The organism is Brevundimonas sp. T2-11 (assembly GCF_055397675.1).
Window position 1 is genome coordinate 75,074 of record NZ_AP027920.1, and the last position, 18,609, is coordinate 93,682.

The 18,609-nt window shown below is 68.5% G+C and carries 18 protein-coding genes; 14 read left to right on the forward strand and 4 right to left on the reverse strand.

Annotation, left to right across the window (positions count from 1 at the left end):
* Positions 1-26: 26 nt before the first annotated feature.
* The 12 genes from rimP to ACZ5XO_RS00490 all read left to right on the forward strand — a co-directional run bounded on the left by rimP (position 27) and on the right by ACZ5XO_RS00490 (position 13,643).
* Positions 27-623 carry a ribosome maturation factor RimP gene (rimP, locus tag ACZ5XO_RS00435; RefSeq protein ID WP_464163385.1) on the forward strand — a complete coding sequence of 199 codons (597 nt, stop codon included), beginning with the start codon at positions 27-29 and terminating at the stop codon, positions 621-623.
* Positions 623-2,353, forward strand: coding sequence for a transcription termination factor NusA (nusA, locus tag ACZ5XO_RS00440; RefSeq protein ID WP_464163386.1), 1,731 nt, complete (start codon positions 623-625; stop codon positions 2,351-2,353). Before rimP ends, nusA begins: the two co-directional genes overlap by 1 nt.
* Positions 2,354-2,371: 18 nt before the next feature.
* A complete protein-coding gene (locus ACZ5XO_RS00445) occupies positions 2,372-3,076 on the forward strand; it encodes an RNA-binding protein (protein ID WP_464163387.1) in 705 nt (234 codons plus the stop codon).
* Between the two features lie 79 nt (positions 3,077-3,155).
* Positions 3,156-6,170, forward strand: coding sequence for a translation initiation factor IF-2 (infB, locus tag ACZ5XO_RS00450; protein ID WP_464163388.1), 3,015 nt, complete (start codon positions 3,156-3,158; stop codon positions 6,168-6,170).
* A 146-nt stretch (positions 6,171-6,316) separates the two neighbouring features.
* Complete coding sequence (locus tag ACZ5XO_RS00455; RefSeq protein WP_464163389.1) at positions 6,317-6,841, forward strand: hypothetical protein; 525 nt, start codon at positions 6,317-6,319, stop codon at positions 6,839-6,841.
* Positions 6,842-6,848: 7 nt separating this feature from the next.
* Positions 6,849-7,541 (forward strand): DUF2459 domain-containing protein, encoded by a 693-nt coding sequence (locus ACZ5XO_RS00460; protein ID WP_464163390.1) that lies wholly within the window; start codon positions 6,849-6,851, stop codon positions 7,539-7,541.
* 64 nt (positions 7,542-7,605) lie between these two features.
* Positions 7,606-8,058 (forward strand): 30S ribosome-binding factor RbfA, encoded by a 453-nt coding sequence (gene rbfA / locus ACZ5XO_RS00465; RefSeq protein WP_464163391.1) that lies wholly within the window; start codon positions 7,606-7,608, stop codon positions 8,056-8,058.
* Positions 8,059-8,061: 3 nt separating this feature from the next.
* Positions 8,062-8,994, forward strand: coding sequence for a tRNA pseudouridine(55) synthase TruB (gene truB / locus ACZ5XO_RS00470; protein ID WP_464163392.1), 933 nt, complete (start codon positions 8,062-8,064; stop codon positions 8,992-8,994).
* 47 nt (positions 8,995-9,041) lie between these two features.
* A complete protein-coding gene (gene rpsO, locus ACZ5XO_RS00475) occupies positions 9,042-9,311 on the forward strand; it encodes a 30S ribosomal protein S15 (protein WP_464163393.1) in 270 nt (89 codons plus the stop codon).
* A 297-nt stretch (positions 9,312-9,608) separates the two neighbouring features.
* Positions 9,609-11,831 (forward strand): polyribonucleotide nucleotidyltransferase, encoded by a 2,223-nt coding sequence (gene pnp / locus ACZ5XO_RS00480; RefSeq protein ID WP_464163394.1) that lies wholly within the window; start codon positions 9,609-9,611, stop codon positions 11,829-11,831.
* An 87-nt stretch (positions 11,832-11,918) separates the two neighbouring features.
* The gene (locus tag ACZ5XO_RS00485) at positions 11,919-12,449 is read left to right on the forward strand and encodes a MarR family winged helix-turn-helix transcriptional regulator (protein WP_464163395.1); all 531 of its coding nucleotides are present in this window, start codon (positions 11,919-11,921) and stop codon (positions 12,447-12,449) included.
* Between the two features lie 63 nt (positions 12,450-12,512).
* A complete protein-coding gene (locus tag ACZ5XO_RS00490) occupies positions 12,513-13,643 on the forward strand; it encodes a dipeptidase (protein WP_464163396.1) in 1,131 nt (376 codons plus the stop codon).
* A gap of 19 nt (positions 13,644-13,662) precedes the next feature.
* Here ACZ5XO_RS00490 and ACZ5XO_RS00495 read toward each other — a convergent pair whose 3' ends face one another.
* Together ACZ5XO_RS00495 and rph are read right to left on the reverse strand one after the other, a co-directional pair.
* Positions 13,663-14,103 (reverse strand): hypothetical protein, encoded by a 441-nt coding sequence (locus tag ACZ5XO_RS00495; RefSeq protein ID WP_464163397.1) that lies wholly within the window; start codon positions 14,101-14,103, stop codon positions 13,663-13,665.
* Between the two features lie 68 nt (positions 14,104-14,171).
* Positions 14,172-14,888: a ribonuclease PH gene (gene rph / locus ACZ5XO_RS00500; RefSeq protein WP_464163398.1), complete on the reverse strand. Its 717-nt coding sequence runs from the start codon at positions 14,886-14,888 to the stop codon at positions 14,172-14,174.
* Between the two features lie 50 nt (positions 14,889-14,938).
* On the opposite strand from rph, the gene hrcA reads away from it, so the two are divergent.
* Both hrcA and grpE read left to right on the forward strand, forming a co-directional pair.
* Complete coding sequence (gene hrcA / locus ACZ5XO_RS00505; protein WP_464164944.1) at positions 14,939-16,027, forward strand: heat-inducible transcriptional repressor HrcA; 1,089 nt, start codon at positions 14,939-14,941, stop codon at positions 16,025-16,027.
* Between the two features lie 41 nt (positions 16,028-16,068).
* Positions 16,069-16,650: a nucleotide exchange factor GrpE gene (gene grpE, locus ACZ5XO_RS00510; RefSeq protein WP_464164945.1), complete on the forward strand. Its 582-nt coding sequence runs from the start codon at positions 16,069-16,071 to the stop codon at positions 16,648-16,650.
* An 87-nt stretch (positions 16,651-16,737) separates the two neighbouring features.
* Here the strand turns inward: grpE and ACZ5XO_RS00515 are convergent, their stop codons facing one another.
* Both ACZ5XO_RS00515 and ACZ5XO_RS00520 read right to left on the reverse strand, forming a co-directional pair.
* Complete coding sequence (locus tag ACZ5XO_RS00515; RefSeq protein WP_464163399.1) at positions 16,738-17,640, reverse strand: dienelactone hydrolase family protein; 903 nt, start codon at positions 17,638-17,640, stop codon at positions 16,738-16,740.
* Between the two features lie 72 nt (positions 17,641-17,712).
* On the reverse strand, positions 17,713-18,336 hold the full coding sequence (locus tag ACZ5XO_RS00520) for an alpha-ketoglutarate-dependent dioxygenase AlkB family protein (RefSeq protein WP_464163400.1): 624 nt from the start codon (positions 18,334-18,336) through the stop codon (positions 17,713-17,715).
* Positions 18,337-18,609: the final 273 nt, after the last annotated feature.

Below are 18,609 nucleotides of genomic sequence, written 5' to 3' on the forward strand. Positions count from 1 at the left end.
TGGCGGCCGGATAAAGAGTGAAGCCCTTGCGCGCCAAGACCGCTGAAGACCGCGCCCTGCTGGAGATGATCGACCCCGTGGCCGAGAGCCTGGGGCTGGCTGTCGTGCGCGTGCGCCTGATGGGCGGCACTCTGCGCCGCCGCCTGCAGATCATGGCCGAGCGCGTCGTCGACAACGACATCTCGGTCGAGGAATGCGCCCGCCTGTCGCGCGCCGTGTCGGAAGTGTTCGACGCCGCCGACCCGATCTCGGGCGAATACCTGCTGGAAGTGTCGTCGCCCGGCATCGACCGGCCCCTGACCCGCCTGCTGGACTTCCAGCTGTTCGAAGGTTTCGAGGCGCGTCTTGAAACCGACCGCATGGTCGAGGGCCGCAAGCGCTTCAAGGGCGTTCTGGCCGGCGTCGAGGGCGACAATGTCGCGATCGACCTGGACGGCGAGGAAGACACGGCCCTGATCCCCTTCGAGTGGATCGCGGACGCCAAGCTGGTGCTGACTGACGAACTGCTGAAACGCGGCGCGGCCCTGCGCGCGGCGCGCGGCGAACCCGAAGACGACGGTCTGCCGGAAGGCGCGGCCGAAGACGAACAAACCACCCCGACCTCGACCAAGGACAAAGCCTGATGGCCGTCACCGGTATTTCCGCCAACCGTCTGGAACTGCTCTCGATCGCCGACGCCGTCGCGCGCGAGAAGAACATCGACCGGGAGATCGTCATCGAGGCGATCGAGGAAGCGATCCAGAAGGGCGCCAAGTCGCGCTACGGCGCCCATCACGACATCCGCGCCAAGATCGACCACAAGACCGGCGAGCTGAGCCTGACGCGTCACGTCACCATCGTCGGCGACGACTGGATGCCGGAAGACGAGCTGGAAGAGTTCAACGACAGCGCCATGGTGCGTCTGCGCGACGCCCTGAAGCGTGACCCCGAGGCCGAGGTCGGCAAGGAATACGTCGAGGTCCTGCCGCCGTTCGAGTTCGGCCGCGTCCAGACCCAGATGGCCCGCCAGGTCGTGACCGGCAAGGTCCGCGAGGCCGAGCGCGCCAACCAGTACGAAGAGTTCAAGGATCGCGTCGGCGAGATCGTCAACGGCACGGTCAAGCGCGTCGAATACGGCAACACCATCGTCGACCTGGGGCGGGGCGAAGGCATCATGCGCCGCGACCAGTCGATCCCGCGCGAGGTGTTCAACGTCGGCGACCGTGTCCGCACCTACATCTACGACGTCCGCCCGGAGGCCAAGGGCCCGCAGGTCATGCTGTCGCGCGCCCACCCCGGCTTCATGGCCAAGCTGTTCGCCCAGGAAGTGCCGGAAGTCTACGACGGCGTGATCGAGATCCGCGCCGCCGCCCGCGACGCCGGTTCGCGCGCCAAGATGGCCGTCCTTTCGAACGACAGCTCGATCGACCCGGTCGGCGCCTGCGTCGGCATGCGCGGCTCGCGCGTTCAGGCGGTCGTCGCCGAACTGCAGGGCGAGAAGATCGACATCATCCAGTGGAACGACGACGAGCCCACCTTCATCGTCAACGCCCTGGCCCCCGCCGAGGTGGCCAAGGTGGTCCTGGACGAAGAGGCTGACCGCGTCGAGGTCGTGGTGCCGGACGAACAGCTGTCGCTGGCCATCGGCCGTCGCGGCCAGAACGTCCGCCTGGCCTCGCAGCTGACCGGCTGGCAGATCGACATCATCACCGAGTCGCAGGACTCCGAGCGTCGTCAGAAGGAGTTCGCCGAGCGGACCGCCCTGTTCCAGGAAGCCCTGGACGTCGACGAGACCATCGCCCAGCTGCTGGTCACTGAAGGCTTCGCCACCATCGAGGACCTGGCCTTCGTGGAATCCTACGAAGTCGCCGAGATCGAGGGCTTCGACGAGGAAACCGCCGAGGAACTGCAGACCCGCGCCCGCGAGTATCTGGACCGCAAGGCCGCCGAGCTGGACGCCAGGCGCGTGGCCCTGGGCGTCGAGGACGACGTCCTGAACGTTCCGGGCGTGACCGGCGCCATCGCCGTCGCCCTGGGCGAAGGCGGGGTGAAGACGGTCGAGGACCTGGCCGACCTGGCCACCGACGAGATCCGCGGCGGCTATGAAGTCCGCAACGGCGAGCGCGTGAAGGTTCCGGGCGTTCTGGAAAGCTTCAACCTGTCGCAGGAAGACGCCGAGCTGCTGATCCTGCAGGCCCGCGTGGCCGCCGGCTGGATCGACGCCTCGGAGCTGCCGCAGCCGGAACCCGAGCCCGAGTACGAGGAAGAAATCTTCGCCGAAGCCGGCGAAGAGGGCGCCGAATATGAAGGCGAAGCCGTTGAAGCCGATGCGGAGGTCTTCGACGAAGACCTCGAGCCGTCGCAAGACGCCTGATGAAAGCCGCGGCCGTCCATGACTTCGAACGAGGCGCTGATCGATAGAGACCGTCAGGACCTGGTGACCCGCCAGGTTCTCGATGAATCTCGTCTGATCCGCTTCGTTCCGGCCCCGGACGGCTCGGTGGCCCCGGATCTGGCGCGCAAGCTGCCGGGGCGAGGGCTGTGGGTCGAGGCCTCGCGGGCCTCGGTCGAGACGGCGGTGAAGAAGAACCTGTTCGCCCGCTCGGCCAAGGCGCCGCTCAAGCCGGCGGCCGACCTGGCCGACATGGTCGAGAAACTGCTGGTTCGGCGTTGTCTGGACCAGCTGGGTCTTGCCCGGCGCGAAGGCGTGCTTATCTCTGGCTTCGAAAAGAGCGCCGCCGCCATTCGCGGCGGGAAGGCGGCTTGGGTCATCGAGGCGGCGGACGGGTCCGCCGACGGTCGAGGCAAGCTTCTGGCCCTGGCGAAACATCCGTCTCCGCCGCCCAAAATCTGCGGCGCTTTCACGGCGGACGATTTGAGTTTGGCCCTTGGGCTGGAAAATGCGATACACGCCGTCCTGCTGAAAGGCGGGCGAGCCGATCGTTGGACCCTGGAGGTCGAACGACTGGCGGGATTTCGGCCTCTGCGTCCAGAGAGCTGGCGCTGGGACGGTCCCGGCGACGGCGCCGAGGACGACCGGGGCGAGACCCCGGAACGAGAGCCTGAGGCTTTTGGCGGGCGAGGACCTGTTTCCTGACCAGGGAGCGGGACCACGCCCGGCTATGGGTGTTTGACGAGACGATGGCGGAATTCTCCGCCCCGAGTAAAGCGACCGGATGAGCGACGAAAACGACAAGACCGAAGACGGCAAGACCCCTGCTAACGCGCCTTCTCAAACGGGGCCGCGCGCTCCGCTGAGCCTGAAGCCGCGCGCGGCGGGATCGGTCTCGACCGGCACCGTGAAGCAGAGCTTCAGCCATGGACGGTCCAAGACCGTGGTCGTCGAGACGAAGCGTCGCGCCGGCGCCGTCCCTGGACATCAGCGTCCGCAGGGCTTCGACGTCTCGCGTCCGCGCGCCGATCAGGGCGCGGCCCAGGCGCCGCGCTCGAACGCGCCTCGCGGCGGCCCCGCCGGCGGCGCCCTGTCCGTCGAGGAACAGGAGGCGCGTCGCCGCGCCATCGCCCTGGCGACGCAGGCCCAGGCTGAGCGCGAACGCGCCGCGGTCGCCGAAAAGGCCGCGCGTGAAGCCGCCCAGCGCGACCAGGCCGCCGCCGCCGAAAAGGCCGCTGAAGCCGCCCGCGCCGAAGCCGCCGCCGCCAAGGCCGCAGCCGACGCCGCCCGCGCTGAAGCCGCCAAGCTGACGGCCGCCGCGCCGCCGGCCGCTCCGGCCAAGCCCAAGATTGAACTGCCCAAGCCGATCGTGCCGGCGCCGACGCCCGCGCCGACCCCGGTTCCGGCTCCGGCCGCGCCCGCCGCTCCGGCCCGTCCGGCCGCGCCCGCGCGTCCCACGGTCAACTTCGGCCAGCGCACGCCCAAGATCCCGACCGGCCGCGCGCCGATCGAACGCCCCGCCTTCGGCGGCCGTTCGGCCCGCGAACAGGCCATGGGCGACGGCGATCGTCCGCAGTCGGACCGCGCTCCGGCCTCGGATCGTCCGCAAGGCGCTCGCCCGCAAGGCGGCCGCCCGGCGACGACCCAGACCGTCCGCTATTCGGCCCTGGCGCCCAAGCCGGCGCCCGGCGCCGCCCGTTCCGGCGCGCCTCGCACCGGCCCCGGCGGTCGTCCGACCCCGAACCAGCCGCCGGCCACGCCGGACGTGGCGCGTCCCAGCCGCACCGCCGGCGCCGGCTTCGGCCGTCCCGTGGGTCGCGACGATGATCGCGACAAGCGTTTCTCGGACGCCGGTCCCGGCAAGGCTGTCAGCCGCACGCGCGGCGAGCCCAAGCGCCGCGAAGGCCGCCTGACCATCCAGTCGGTCGCCGGCGACGGCGACACCGCCGAGCGCATGCGCTCGCTGGCCTCGGTCCGCCGCGCCCGCGAACGCGAGAAGGAAAAGCGCAAGGGCGGCTCGACCGACGCGCCGAACCGGCCGCGTGAAGTCGTCATTCCGGACGTCATCACCGTGCAGGAGCTGTCCAACCGGATGGCCGTTCGCGGCGTCGACATCATCAAGTTCCTGATGCGTCAGGGCATGATGATGAAGATCAACGACGTGATCGATTCCGACACCGCCGAGCTGGTGGCCGAGGAATACGGCATGGCCGTCAAGCGCGTTTCGGAATCGGACGTTGAAGAAGGCTTCATCGCCGAGGCCGACGACGAGGACGCCACCACCCTGCGCGCCCCGGTCGTGGCCATCATGGGCCACGTCGACCACGGCAAGACCTCGCTGCTGGACGCCCTGCGCACGACCGACGTGGCCGGCGGCGAAGCCGGCGGCATCACCCAGCACATCGGCGCCTATCAGGTGCGCCTGGAAGACGGCCAGCGCGTCACCTTCCTGGACACCCCGGGCCACGCCGCCTTCTCGGCCATGCGGGCGCGCGGCGCCAATGTGACCGACATCGTGGTCCTGGTCGTGGCCGCCGACGACGGCGTCATGCCGCAGACGGTCGAGGCCATCCAGCACGCCAAGGCGGCCGGAGCCCCCCTGATCGTGGCGGTCAACAAGATCGACAAGCCGGACTCCAACTCGCAGAAGGTCGTCAACGAGCTTCTGCAGCATGAAGTCATCGCCGAAAGCCTGGGCGGCGACACCCAGATCATCGAGGTGTCGGCCAAGAACCGCATCAACCTCGACGGTCTGATCAACGCCATCCTGCTGCAGGCCGAGGTCATGGACCTGCGCGCCAACCCGGACCGTTCGGCCGAAGGCGTGGTCATCGAGGCCAAGCTGGACAAGGGTCGCGGCCCGGTCGCCACCGTCCTGGTCAAGCGCGGCACGCTGAAGCGCGGCGACATCGTCGTGGCCGGCTCCGCCTGGGGCAAGGCGCGCGCCCTGCTGGACGAACGCAACGCCCAACTGACCGAAGCCGGTCCTTCCGTTCCGGTCGAGATCCTGGGCCTGTCGGAAGCGCCCTCGCCGGGCGACGTCTTCGCCGTGGTGGAGAGCGAGGCCCGCGCCCGCGAACTGACCGAGTATCGCGAGCGTGCGCGCCGCGAGAAGAACCAGGTTTCGGGCGGCTCGGTCTCGCTGGTCGACATGATGTCGAAGCTGCAGTCCAAGAAGGTCAACGAACTGCCGGTCGTCATCAAGGCGGACGTGCAGGGTTCGGCCGAAGCCATCGTCGGTTCACTGGACAAGATGGGCAACGACGAAGTCCGCGCCCGCACCGTCTATTCGGGCGCCGGCGGCATCACCGAGAGCGACGTCAACCTGGCCAAGTCGGCCGGTGCGCCGATCCTCGGCTTTAATGTCCGTGCGTCCAAGCAGGCGCGCGAACTGGCCGATCGTGAAGGCGTCGAGATCCGCTACTACTCGATCATCTACGACCTGCTGGACGACATGAAGGGCGTGCTCTCGGGCATGCTGGCGCCGCTCCAGCGCGAAACCTTCCTGGGCAACGCCAAGGTGCTGCAGGTCTTCGACATCACCAAGGTCGGCAAGATCGCCGGTTGCCGCGTCACCGAAGGCGTGGTCCGCAAGGGCGCCCGCGTCCGCATCATCCGCGACGACGTGGTGGTTCTGGAACTGGGCGTGCTCAACACGCTCAAGCGCTTCAAGGACGAGGTCAACGAGGTGCCCTCGGGCCAGGAGTGCGGCATGCAGTTCCAGGGCTTCCAGGACATCAAGGAAGGCGACTACATCGAGTGCTTCACCGTCGAAGAGGTCAAGCGCACCCTGGACTAGGGCGTGCTGGATTGACGAAGGCCTCAGGGGCGCGGTTTCGAAAGGGACCGCGCCCCTTGTCTTTTCCGGCCGAGGCTTTTCGGCGGGGGCCGATGCCGTTACGGTCCGCCGGTCGCCGGGGGGCGTGTTCCATCGACGGGGTCGCCATGCGCCGCCACATCCTGATTTCAGTCCTTCTGGTCGCCTCCGCAGTTGCGGGCGCCGCCGCCGCCGACACCCGTTTCCTGGCCTTCGACGCGCGCGACCGCACGACCCAGGCGCTGACGCGCGGGGTCACCCTGGAGGTCGAGCGCGGACTGTTCGGCGCGACCGCGGTTCGGAACCTGTTTTCCAGCACTTCGCGCGGTTCGGCCCGGTTCGAGCGCGGCGGTCCCGACGCCGTGCGTCGCGCCCTGCCGGCGGGCGCGGACGAGGGAGGAGTCTACGCCATCGTGCTGGAAGGGGACGGACGCGGCCTGTCGCGAGCCCTCTGTCCCGGCGCTGATGAAAGCTGGGTGGTGATCGGACGGGTCCGGGCGGGGCGGCCCATGACCATGCAGGCGGTCGGTCGCTGGAGCGACGGTCAGTATCGTCACTGTGTCGAACTGAACTACGACTATCGCGGAGAATGGGCGACGCAGCAGGGCGCGGGTCCGGCCCGGGACGTCCCGCTGGCCTACGGGCCGAACTGAAGCCGGGATGCCGGGGCGCTTTCTGATCGCGGTCCTGATCGGTCTGATCGCGGCCCTGTGGACCCTGACCCGGCCGGGCGATCCGGCCCTCTATCCGGCGACGCCGGGCGAGGCGGGGGTGACGGTCTACCTGCTCGACAACGGCTTTCACACCGATCTGGCCGTGCCGCGCGCCGCCCTGATGGAGGGGGGAGGGGCGCTGGCCGAGGCGACGGCAAGCCTGGCGCCCGGCGACTGGGTCCTGGTCGGGTGGGGCGATGCGACCTTCTATGTGGATCAGAGCCCGATCTCGGGTCGACTGGTCGACGGGGCGCGGGCCTTCTTCAGGCCCGGCAACGCCTCGGTCGTCATGCTGGACCCCGAGGCGCGCGACCCGGCGCGGCGTTTCCGGGCCGAGGATCGTCAGGCGCTGAGGCTGTCGTCGGCGGGTATGGCGGCCCTGCGGGAGCGGGTCGAGGCGTCGCTGATGACCGATGCGACGGGGCGGCCCGTGCTGGCCGCCGCCCGTGCGGGCGACGACGCCCGCTTCTTCCAGAGCCGCGAGACCTTCTGGATCGGCCACCTGTGCAATCACTGGACGGCTGAGTTGCTGTCGGCGGCGGGCCTGCCGGTCCGTCCCTATCGCAGCCTGACCTCTGGCGAGGTGATGCGGACCGCTGATCGCGCGGCCAGGCTGGACTTCGAGGCCGCGCGCGACTAGACCCCGCCCCTTCGCTTTTTCAGCCGGCGTCCGATCCCCGGCGAGCGATGCAAGGAGGCGCGCCATGAGCCGCAAACAGCATACCCGCAACGCCACCGGGCCGATGGGGCCGTCGCAGCGTCAGCTGCGGGCCGGCGAACTGATCCGTCACGCCCTGGTCGACGTCCTGCGTGAGCAGGAAATCCATGACGAGGCCCTGCTGGGGGTGTCGATCACCGTGACCGAGGTGCGGCTGTCGCCGGATCTGAAGCACGCCACCTGCTTCGTCGAGCCCCTGGGCGCCGGCGTCGAGGCGGCCGTGACGGCCGGTCATGAAAACGAGATCATCAAGGCGCTGAACGCCCACGCCAAGTTCCTGCGCGGCCAGCTGGGCCGCCACATCGACATGAAGTTCACCCCCGACCTGCGCTTCCGCCACGACGAGAGCTTCGACGCGGCCAGCCATATCGACCGGCTGTTCGACGACCCGCGCGTCCGCGCCGACGTGGAACGCGTCGACGACCAGGACGAAGACTGACCCATGGCGCGACGCAAGAAGGGCGAGATCGTCAACGGCTGGGTCTGCCTGGACAAGCCGTTCGAGATGGGCTCGACCGAGGCGGTGACCAAGATCCGCCGCCTCTTCGACGCCCAGAAGGCGGGTCACGCCGGGACGCTGGACCCCCTGGCCTCGGGCATCCTGCCGATCGCTCTGGGTGAGGCGACCAAGACGGTGCCCTTCATGATGGACGCCGAGAAGATCTATCGCTTCACCATCCACTGGGGCATCTCCACCGACAGCATCGATCGTGAGGGCGAGATCATCGCTCGCTCGGACGTCCGTCCCTCGGTCGAGGCGGTCAAGGCGGCCCTGCCGAGCTTTGTCGGCGAGATCGACCAGGCGCCGCCGCAGTTCTCGGCCATCCGGGTCAACGGCGAGCGGGCCTATGACCTGGCCCGCGACGGGGTGCAGTTCGAACTGGAGACCCGCAAGGTCGTGATCCATGAGGCGGCCGTCACGGACGCCCCGGACGCCGACCACGTGGAAATCACCATGCGCACGGGCAAGGGCGTCTATGTCCGTTCCCTGGCCCGCGACCTGGCCGCCATGCTGGGCGCCGAGGGGCATGTTTCGGCCCTGCGGCGCGAGCGGGTGGGGCCGTTCTCGACCGAGAACGCCGTCACTCTGGATTTTCTCGTCGATCTGGCGCATAAGGGCGCCGCCTTGGAAGGCTTGCTGCCCGTTTCGACCGCTCTGGACGACATCCCGGATCTGGCCGTCACGGAACAGGACGCCTTCTCGCTGAGGCAGGGACGGCCGATCGTTCTGCTCCCCCGTCAGGTTGAAACCTTGAAGAGCCAGCTATCCGCCGGTTCGCGCACGGTGTCGGCCTTCGCGGGAGAGACCCTGGTCGCGCTCTGCACCATGCGGGCCGGACGGCTAGAACCCGACCGTGTTTTCAATCTCCCCTAGCGCTCGTTTTCGGGCGGCGCGACAGGGCTCCAACATGGAGACTCTCGATGTCGATTACGGCTCAACGCAAGAGCGAAGTCATCGCCGACAACGCTCGTTCGGCTGCAGACACCGGCTCGGCCGAGGTCCAGGTCGCGATCCTTTCGGAACGCATCGCCAACCTGACCGAGCACTTCAAGACCCACAAGAAAGACAACCACTCGCGTCGCGGCCTCCTGAAGATGGTCTCGCAGCGTCGTCGTCTTCTTGACCACCTGACCAAGGTCGATCGCGAGCGTTACACCGCTCTGATCGCCAAGCTGGGCCTGCGTCGCTAAGGCGGCCGACCGGCAGCGGATAGATTTCTCGAGGCGCGGGCGGACACGTCCGCGCCTCGTTCCGCACCTAAGAGCCTTTTGTCGAAGCGGACGCGGTTCGCCTTGAGAAACGCTCGAACAGTGAGCTTCCTGCGCGCCGCAGGTCTTTAACGGCGCAGACGCGAGGGCCAGGACGGTCCTTGCTCCATCCGCCCGGACGCGATGGCGCGACCGGGTTTTCGGGACCGAGGGACTGAACAGCCCGAGGCTCCACACACCCCCGCCGGGAATACGCCCGCGGGAGACGAAAGAAGAAAAATGTTCGATATCAAACGCAAGACGATCGAGTGGGCCGGACGCCCGCTGACGCTGGAAACCGGCCGCATCGCCCGTCAGGCCGACGGCGCCGTGCTGGCGACCTACGGCGAGACCGTGGTTCTGGCCACCGTCGTCTACGGCCGCGCGCCCAAGCCGGGCCTGGACTTCTTCCCGCTGACCGTCAACTACCAGGAAAAGACCTTCGCCGCCGGCAAGATCCCGGGCGGCTACTTCAAGCGTGAAGGCCGTCCGAGCGAGAAAGAGACCCTGGTCTCGCGCCTGATCGACCGTCCGATCCGTCCCCTGTTCGTCAAGGGCTTCAAGAACGAGACCCAGGTCGTCGTCACCGTGCTGCAGCACGACATGGAGAACGACCCGGACGTCCTGGGCATGGTCGCCGCCTCGGCCGCCCTGACCATCTCGGGCGTGCCCTTCATGGGCCCGATCGGCGCCGCGCGCGTCGGCCTGATCGACGGTGAACTGGTCCTGAACCCGGCCATCGACCAGATGGGTGAAAGCGCCCTGGACCTGGTGGTCGCCGGTACGCAAGACGCCCTGATGATGGTCGAATCCGAAGCCAAGGAGCTGTCGGAAGAGAAGATGCTCGAGGCCCTGATGTTCGCGCATGCGGGCATGCAGCCGGTCATCGACGCCATCATCGATCTGGCCGAGCACGCCGCCAAGGAGCCCTTCGACTTCCAGGCCGAAGATCACTCGGACGTCGTCGCCTCGATCAAGAAGCTGGTCGGCGAAGACATCAAGGCCGCCTACGCCCACCCGGGCAAGTATGAGCGCCGTTCGGGCGTCGACGCGGCCAAGAAGACCGCCGCCGCCGCCCTGGTGAAGACTGACGAGAACCCCGAAGGCGTCGACGCCTCCAAGTTCTCGGCCGCCTTCAAGGAATGCGAAGCCGAGGTCCTGCGTCGCGACATCATCGAGAACGCCCACCGCGTCGACGGCCGCGCCCTCGACAAGGTCCGCGCCATCGTCTCGGAAGTCGGCGTCCTGCCGCGCACCCACGGTTCGTCGCTGTTCACGCGCGGCGAAACGCAAGCTCTGGTCGTCGCCACCCTCGGCACCGGCGAGGACGAGCAGTACATCGACAGCCTGCAGGGCACGTACAAAGAGTCCTTCCTGCTGCACTACAACTTCCCCCCCTATTCGGTGGGTGAAGCCGGTCGCATGGGTTCGCCCGGCCGTCGCGAAATCGGTCACGGCAAGCTGGCCTGGCGCGCGATCCGTCCGATGCTGCCGACCAAGGAAGACTTCCCCTACACTATCCGTCTGGTCTCCGAGATCACCGAGTCCAACGGCTCGTCCTCGATGGCCACGGTCTGCGGTTCGTCGCTGGCCCTGATGGACGCCGGCGTGCCGCTGGTCCGTCCGGTCTCGGGCATCGCCATGGGTCTGATCCTGGAGCCGTCGGGCGAGTTCGCCATCCTGTCCGACATCCTGGGTGACGAAGACCACCTGGGCGACATGGACTTCAAGGTCGCGGGCACCTCGGAAGGCATCACCAGCCTGCAGATGGACATCAAGGTCGCCGGCATCACCAAGCAGATCATGGAGCAGGCCCTGACCCAGGCTTCGGCCGGTCGTCTGCACATCCTCGACGAAATGTCGAAGGCCATGGACGCTCCGCGCGCCGAGCTGGGCGAGCACGCTCCGAAGATCGAAACGATCAAGATCCCGGTCGACAAGATCCGTGAAGTGATCGGTTCGGGCGGCAAGGTGATCCGCGAGATCGTCGAGAAGACCGGCGCCAAGATCGACATCGGCGATGACGGCACCATCAAGGTCGCCGCCAACGACCAGGAGAAGATCGACGCCGCCAAGAACTGGATCAACTCCATCGCCGCCGAGCCGGAAATGGGCGCGATCTACACCGGCAAGGTGGTCAAGGTCGTCGACTTCGGCGCCTTCGTGAACTTCTTCGGCGCCAAGGACGGTCTGGTCCACGTGTCCCAGATCGCTCTGGAACGCGTCGCCAACCCGGCCGACGTCCTGTCGGAAGGCCAGGAGGTCAAGGTCAAGTTCCTGGGCTTCGACGACCGCGGCAAGACCAAGCTGTCGATGAAGGTCGTCGACCAGGCCACGGGTGAAGACATCACCGACAAGATCAACGCCGAGCGCGCTGAACGCGGCGAAGCCCCGCTGTCGGAGGACACCGGCGGTCGTCCGAAGCGCGAAGGCGGCGATCGCGGCCGTCGCCGTCGCGACTAAGCGACAGCCTCACGGTTGAACGGAAGAAGGCCCCGCTGGAAACGGCGGGGCCTTTTGCATGGGCGGTTCTGCCAGTAACTGTGGTGCATGATGCAGGATGACAATGGGCGCGGCGGCGGCACCGCCGACTACAGCCGCGACAAGGGGGGGCAGGCCCTGGGCGCCCGGCTGCGACGACTGTCGGAACGGATCGACAGCGACGGCACCCGTATCTACGCCGTTCGCGGCGTGGTGTTTGAACAGCGCTGGTTCGGAGTCCTGAACCAGATGATCCTGCAGGGCCCCACGACGGTCGGCGAGATCGCGGCCGCCTTGCAGATCACTCATGTCTCGGTCAGCCAATCGTGCCGCTCGTTGCAAAAGGCGGGGATCATCCGCTCGGATCCCGATCCGGCGGACGCCCGGCGGCGTATCCTGATCTTGACCCCGGCGGGCGATGCCCTGGTCGAGCGGATGACGCCTCTGTGGGCCGCTTTCAACGAGGTCGCCGCCGACCTCAATGAAGAGGCGGGCGATGTCGTGGCGGCGCTTGACCGGCTCGATGACGCTCTGGCGCGCAAATCCATGTTCGACCGTATCAGCGAGCGCATCCAGGGCCTGGCCTCAAAGGCCGATTGACGAAATAAGTAGCTGCCTACATATTCAGGTCGCGGGCGAACCGTGTGCGATGAGGTGATCTGAATGAGCTGGAATACGAACCGACGCGCCTTCCTTGCGGCCTCGGCCGCCGTGGCGCTCGCCCCCGCCGTTGCGCGGGCCTCGCAAGCCGCCGCGCCAGCGACAGATGACGTGATCGCGCGCCTGTACCGCAACGCCATGGTTATCGACGGCAATCTGGTGGGCCCGTTCGACGACGCCGCGCCTCTGGATCGCGCCACGGCGGACGAGGTGCTGAGTTCGGGTCTGACCGCCTTCAAGATGACCATCGGGGGATCTGTTGGCGCATTCGATGCGGTCAACACCGACATCGCCGCCTTCGACAAGGCGATCGCGCTGAGCCCCCACGTCTATATGAAGATCGAGACCGCCGCAGACCTGCTGACCGCCAAGCGAAATCGACGGGTGGGGGTCATCTACTCGTTCGAGGACGCCGGCATGCTGGACGGCAAGCCGGCCAATGTCGACCACTTCAGTGCGCTCGGCGTGCGGGTCATGCAACTGAGCTATAATGGCGTTTCGCCTTTCGCCTCGGGCGTCATGGCGCCGCAACCCTCGGCCGGCCTGACCGACCTGGGGCGTGAAGCGGTGGCCCGGATGAACGCCTGCGGCGTGACGCTGGACCTCAGCCATGCGGACGAACGGTCCAGCCTGGAGGCGACAGCGGCTTCGACCCGTCCCGTGACCATCACACACGCCGGCTGTTCCTCAACCTATGCTCACCCCCGTAACAAGAGCGACGCGGTCCTGCGCGCCGTGGCGGAAAGCGGCGGCGTGGTCGGCCTCTATGGTCTCAGCTATATCAGCGCCGGTCCGGAGCAACAGTCGCTGGAAGACTACATGGCGCACATGCTGCACGCCTTGTCGGTATGCGGCGAAGACCATGTCGGGATCGGCAGCGACGCCATCCTGACCCCGTTCGACACCTCGCCCGAAAGCATGGCTCAGTGGGACGCCTCGATCGCCGCCCGCAAGGCCGCTGGCGTGTCTGCACCAGGCGAGGGCCGTCCGCCGTTCGTCACCGGCCTGAACCGGTCTGATCGGGCCGAGGTCATCGCTCGCGCCCTGCTGGATCGCGGTCAGCCTGTGCGGGTCGTCGAAAAGGTGCTCGGCGCCAATTTCCAGCGAGTCTTCACCGAAACCTGGCGGGTCTGAGGGCAGGGTCCAGACGCGGTCAGGCTGCGCATTCCTTCGGCTTCTCTTCGTCCGGGCCGTACATGGCGCAGGAGCGGTCGATTTCGCCCTGGATCATGTCGCAGGGGTTGGCGCTGTTGCAGGGCGGGCGGGTGGCTGGGCTGACGGCGATACAGCGCTCGACCAGTCGCTTTGAGCGGGCCTCGCCGATGTCGGCCAGGCAGGAGCCGGGCTCGCCGACGGGCGTGACGGCGGGGGTAGCCGTCGGCGCCTCGGCTTCCGGTGCGGCCTGCTCAGGCTTGGGTTCGGCCTTGGGCTTGGGCGGGGCGACGGGGGCGTCCTTGAGCGGCACGGCGTCGATCGGTTCCTGGGACAGCCTGGTGTCGACGCCAGGGGTCGGCGCCTCGGCGGGCGCGGACGACGGTTGGCCGCAGCCGGCGAGCGACAGGACCAGAAGAGCGGCGGCGAGGGCGGGGCGCATGAGGCAGTCTCCGTTCGCGGGAGGCCGCACCATGCCTTGATCGGCCCTCGCGGCCTAGCCCTCGATAATCAGCGGCCGAGCGCGGCGCGCTGCAGGGCGAACAGTTCGGCGCAGCCGATGCCGGCCAGTTCGAACAGGCGGTCGAATTCGGGGCGGCTGAAGCCGCGCTTCTCGCCCGTGGCCTGGATCTCGACGATGCCGCCGGCGCCGGTCAGGACGAAGTTGCTGTCGGCCTCGGCGGTGGAGTCCTCCTCATAGTCGAGGTCCAGAACCGGCAGGTCGTTGAAGATGCCGCAGGACACGGCCGCGACCTGATCGATGATGGGGTTGGTCTTCAGCACGCCTTCGTCGGTCAGGTAGTTGAGGGCCGTGGCCATGGCCACCCAGGCGCCGGTGATGGAGGCGGTGCGGGTGCCGCCGTCGGCCTGGATGACGTCGCAGTCGATCAGGACCTGACGCTCGCCGAGCGCCTTGAGGTCGACCACGGCGCGCAGGCTGCGGCCGATCAGGCGCTGGATTTCCTGGGTGCGGCCCGACTGCTTGCCGGCGGCGGCTTCACGACGGCCGCGGGTGTGGGTGGCGCGCGGCAGCATGCCGTATTCGGCGGTGACCCAGCCCTGGCCGGTGTTGCGCATCCAGCCCGGCACCTTTTCCTCGACCGAGGCGGTGCACAGGACCTTGGTGTGACCGAAGGTGACCAGGCACGAGCCCTCGGCGTAGCGGTTGACGCCGGTCTCCAGCGTGACGGCGCGGAGTTGTTCGGGGGTGCGTTCAGACGGGCGCATGGGATTTCCTTGGAACCTGGGTGGGGCGTGCTTATCCTGAAAGCGTGAGCCTGTATGCCCCCCATCCGTCGCCGTTCGGAAGCGCCCCCGCAGGCCTGGGGACGCTGGACGCCCGTGCGCGCGACATTTTCCGCCGCATCGTCGAGACCTATCTGGAGACGGGCGAGCCGGTCGGATCGCGCACCATCTCGCGCGGCGGTCTGGCCCTGTCGCCCGCCTCGATCCGCAACACCATGCATGACCTGACCCTGGCGGGCCTGCTGGCCTCGCCGCATGCGTCGGCGGGCCGGGTGCCGACCCATGCGGGCCTGCGCCTGTTCGTCGACGGCCTGCTGGAGGTCGGCGACATCGGTCAGGACGAGCGGCGCGAGATCGACGCGCGTCTGGCGGGCAAGGGGCGCAACTTCGAAGAGGCGCTGGACGCCGCCAGCAACCTGCTGTCCGGTCTGGCCGGGGGGGCGGGCATCGTCGCCAGCCCGGTGCGGGACGCGGGCGTCAAGCACGTCGAGTTCGTGGCCCTGGGCCATGATCAGGCCCTGGCGGTGCTGGTCGGCGACGACGGCACGGTCGAGAACCGGCTCATGCCCCTGTCGGCGGGAGTGACGCCCTCGACGCTGTCCGAGGCCTCAAACTTCCTCAACGCCCGGCTGAAGGGCCGCCCGCTAGCCGAGGCGCGCACCGAGATGAGCGCCGAACTGGACGCCGCCCGGCGCGAGCTGGACGCCGCCGCCGCCCGTCTGGTCGAGGACGGACTGGCCGCCTGGTCCGGCGGGGGCGAGCGCGACCGGGCCCTGATCGTGCGCGGCCGCGCCAACCTGCTGCAGGACGCCCAGGCGACCGAGGATCTGGAGCGGGTGCGCGTCCTGTTCGACGATCTGGAGCAGAAGGAACAGCTGATCGGCCTGCTGGACGGGGTGGGCGCGGCACAGGGGGTGCGCATCTTCATCGGCGCCGAAACGCGCTTGTTTTCGCTTTCGGGTTCCGCCGTGATCGCGGCGCCCTATATGACGGGTCGGCAGCGGATGCTGGGCGCCATCGGCGTCATCGGCCCTGCAAGACTGAACTATGCCCGTGTCATCCCGTTGGTGGACTATACCGCCCGGGTGCTGGGCCGGATTCTGGACGGACAAGAGACGTGAACGACATCAACGACGAGACCCGGGACCAACTCGAGCAGGACATGGGAGAGGCCGCCATCGACGCCGCGCAGGAAGCCGCCGAAGACGGCGACATGGCCGTGGTCGACGCCCTGATCGCCGAGCGCGACCAGTGGAAGGATCGCGCCCTGCGCGCCGTGGCCGACGCCGAGAACATCAAGCGCCGCGCCGAGACGCAGCAGAACGACGCCCGGGCCTACGCCATCCAGCGCTTCGCCAAGGACCTGCTGAGCGTGGCCGACACCCTGGAGCGCGGCCTGCAGTCGGCGCCCAAGGACGCCGAAGGCCCCGCCGCCGCCATGGCCACGGGGCTGGAGCTGACCCAGAAGTCCCTGCTGTCGGCCTTTGAATCCAACGGCCTGACCCGGGTCGCGCCCGAGCCGGGCGAGGCCTTCGACCCGCACCTGCATCAGGCCGTGATGGAGCAGCCTTCGGACAGCGTGCCGGGCGGCACGGTGATCCAGACCTTGCAGCCCGGCTACGCCCTGTTCGGCCGCACGGTGCGCGCGGCCATGGTGGCGGTCGCGGCCAAGGGCTCGGGCCCGGCGGGCGGCGGCTACTCGGAAGCCAATACGACCGGCGGGAATTTCGACGCTAAGGCGTGAACCTCGGTTGATTGAGAACTGGAAAGGCCCGGGGCAGACGCTCCGGGCCTTTTCCTTTGAGCCCTCCCCCTCGAGGGGGGAGGGAGGCTATTTCAACCGCGCCTCGAAGAAGCCCAGCAGCCGTCGCCAGCCGTCCTTGGCGTCCGCCTCGCGATAGCTGGCGCGGTAGTCGGCGTGGAAGCCGTGCGGGGCGTCGGCGTAGAGGATTATTTCGCTGTCGGTCTTGCCTGCGGCGCCTAGGGCCGTGCGCATGGCTTCGACGCTGGCGACGGGGATGCCGCCGTCCTGACCGCCGTAGAGGCCCAGAACAGGCGCTTTCAGGTCAGCGGCCAGATCGACGGGCCAGGGGCGGCCTGCCGTCTTCTGTTCGTCGGTGGCGTTGGCGGCGGGAGCCAGGCGGCCGTACCAGGCGACCCCGGCGTCCAGGGCCGGGAAGCGGGCGCAGGCCTGCCACACCACCTTGCCGCCCCAGCAGTAGCCGGTGATCCCGACCTTGTCCGAACGAGCCCAGGACTGGAGGCCGATCCAATCCAGCGTTGCGCCCACGTCGCCCATGACCTGCTCGTATCCGGCGGCCCCGACGATGGTCATGATGGCCGACATGTCGCTGAGCGGAGCCGGGTCTTCCTTGCGCACGAAGAAGGCGGGGGCGACGGCGGCGTAACCGGCCTTGGCCAGACGGCGGCAGACGTCGCGGATGTATTCATGCACGCCGAAGATCTCGGAGACGACGATGACGACGGGGAAGGGGCCGTCGCCCTTGGGCCTGGCGACATAGGCGGGCAGTTCGAAGCCGTCGGGAGCGGGGAAGGAGACGGTGTGGGTGATCAGGTCGATGCTGTCGGTGGTCACGGGGCTGGCCGCCTGACTGAGGGCGGCGGGGGCGTAGGCGGCGAAGGCGACGCCGCCGAGGGCCGCGACCCCCAGGCTGCGGCGGCTGGGGGCGATCTGGTCGGCGCTCAGGCCCTCGGGCCGGGTGATGAGGGGCATCAAGGGTCTCCGCTGCGGCTTCGGACGAGACGGCGACTGTGGCCCGGCTTTGGCGGTGCCGTCGAGTCCTGTTCAGCGGGCCCGTCTGAGGGTCAGGTTGATCCGCCCGCCGCCGGGCACCAGTTGTGAAGAACCCGCCAGAAGCCGGTCGATCCCGTGCCGGGCCAGCCGCGCCGGGCCGGTCAGGGCGCAGACGTCGCCCGAGGCCAGCTTAAGGCTCTGGGTCTTGCCGCCCTCGGCGGGGCCGATGCGGAAGACCGCCGTATCGCCCAGCGACACCGACAGGACCGGCGCGCTCAGGTCGGCTTCGTCACGGTCCTGATGCAGGCCCATCTTCGCCTCATGGCGATAGAGGTTGACCAGACAGGCGTCGGGCGGGACGGGCCAGCCGGTCAGGATGTCCCACAGGTCGAGCAGGGCCTGGGGCATGGCCGGCCAGGGCCGGTCGGTGACGGGGTGGGTCGGCTGATAGCGATAGCCCGCCCGGTCCGAGACCCAGGCCAGCGGCCCCATCCCGGTCATCTCAACCGAAAAGGGCCGGCCTCCGGGTGTCGTCGGGCGATAGAATGGCGCGGTTTCAGCTGCCGCCAGCACCTGATCCAGCAGGGCCTTCTGCGCCGCCGCGTCGAGCGCGCCCGGCCACAGGCGAAAGCCGGGCAGGCCGGTCGGGGTTTCGCGAAAGACGGGGCGGTTCATGGCCCTCACTTAAGACCCTTCTCCCGATGGGAGAAGGTGGCCCGAAGGGCCGGATGAGGGTTCCCGCTATCCATCGGCGCAAGCCGTCGCAAGGCCCATCGCCACGGCTTTCGCCGACTGACACCTTCGCCCCTCACCCTTTCGCCGCGCGGATCGCCTTCTCCGAGGCTCAAGCCCTCTCCCACCGGGAGAGGGTCCATGCGAGGAAACTCAACCGAATCCGGCCTGAACCGCACGAAACCCTTGCAGCCCCTGCGGTCTTTCCCATATCCG

Excerpts from the sequence above, each read along its gene's own strand:
- rph (WP_464163398.1), bottom strand. The coding sequence starts at position 14,888 with ATGCGCCCGTCTGAACGCACCCCCGAACAACTCCGCGCCGTCACGCTG.
- ACZ5XO_RS00455 (WP_464163389.1), top strand. The coding sequence starts at position 6,317 with ATGCGCCGCCACATCCTGATTTCAGTCCTTCTGGTCGCCTCCGCAGTT.
- grpE (WP_464164945.1), top strand. The coding sequence starts at position 16,069 with ATGGGAGAGGCCGCCATCGACGCCGCGCAGGAAGCCGCCGAAGACGGC.
- pnp (WP_464163394.1), top strand. The coding sequence starts at position 9,609 with ATGTTCGATATCAAACGCAAGACGATCGAGTGGGCCGGACGCCCGCTG.
- ACZ5XO_RS00485 (WP_464163395.1), top strand. The coding sequence starts at position 11,919 with ATGATGCAGGATGACAATGGGCGCGGCGGCGGCACCGCCGACTACAGC.
- infB (WP_464163388.1), top strand. The coding sequence starts at position 3,156 with ATGAGCGACGAAAACGACAAGACCGAAGACGGCAAGACCCCTGCTAAC.
- ACZ5XO_RS00520 (WP_464163400.1), bottom strand. The coding sequence starts at position 18,336 with ATGAACCGCCCCGTCTTTCGCGAAACCCCGACCGGCCTGCCCGGCTTT.
- ACZ5XO_RS00445 (WP_464163387.1), top strand. The coding sequence starts at position 2,372 with ATGACTTCGAACGAGGCGCTGATCGATAGAGACCGTCAGGACCTGGTG.
- ACZ5XO_RS00495 (WP_464163397.1), bottom strand. The coding sequence starts at position 14,103 with ATGCGCCCCGCCCTCGCCGCCGCTCTTCTGGTCCTGTCGCTCGCCGGC.
- ACZ5XO_RS00515 (WP_464163399.1), bottom strand. The coding sequence starts at position 17,640 with ATGCCCCTCATCACCCGGCCCGAGGGCCTGAGCGCCGACCAGATCGCC.
- ACZ5XO_RS00490 (WP_464163396.1), top strand. The coding sequence starts at position 12,513 with ATGAGCTGGAATACGAACCGACGCGCCTTCCTTGCGGCCTCGGCCGCC.
- rpsO (WP_464163393.1), top strand. The coding sequence starts at position 9,042 with ATGTCGATTACGGCTCAACGCAAGAGCGAAGTCATCGCCGACAACGCT.
- truB (WP_464163392.1), top strand. The coding sequence starts at position 8,062 with ATGGCGCGACGCAAGAAGGGCGAGATCGTCAACGGCTGGGTCTGCCTG.
- rbfA (WP_464163391.1), top strand. The coding sequence starts at position 7,606 with ATGAGCCGCAAACAGCATACCCGCAACGCCACCGGGCCGATGGGGCCG.
- nusA (WP_464163386.1), top strand. The coding sequence starts at position 623 with ATGGCCGTCACCGGTATTTCCGCCAACCGTCTGGAACTGCTCTCGATC.
- ACZ5XO_RS00460 (WP_464163390.1), top strand. The coding sequence starts at position 6,849 with ATGCCGGGGCGCTTTCTGATCGCGGTCCTGATCGGTCTGATCGCGGCC.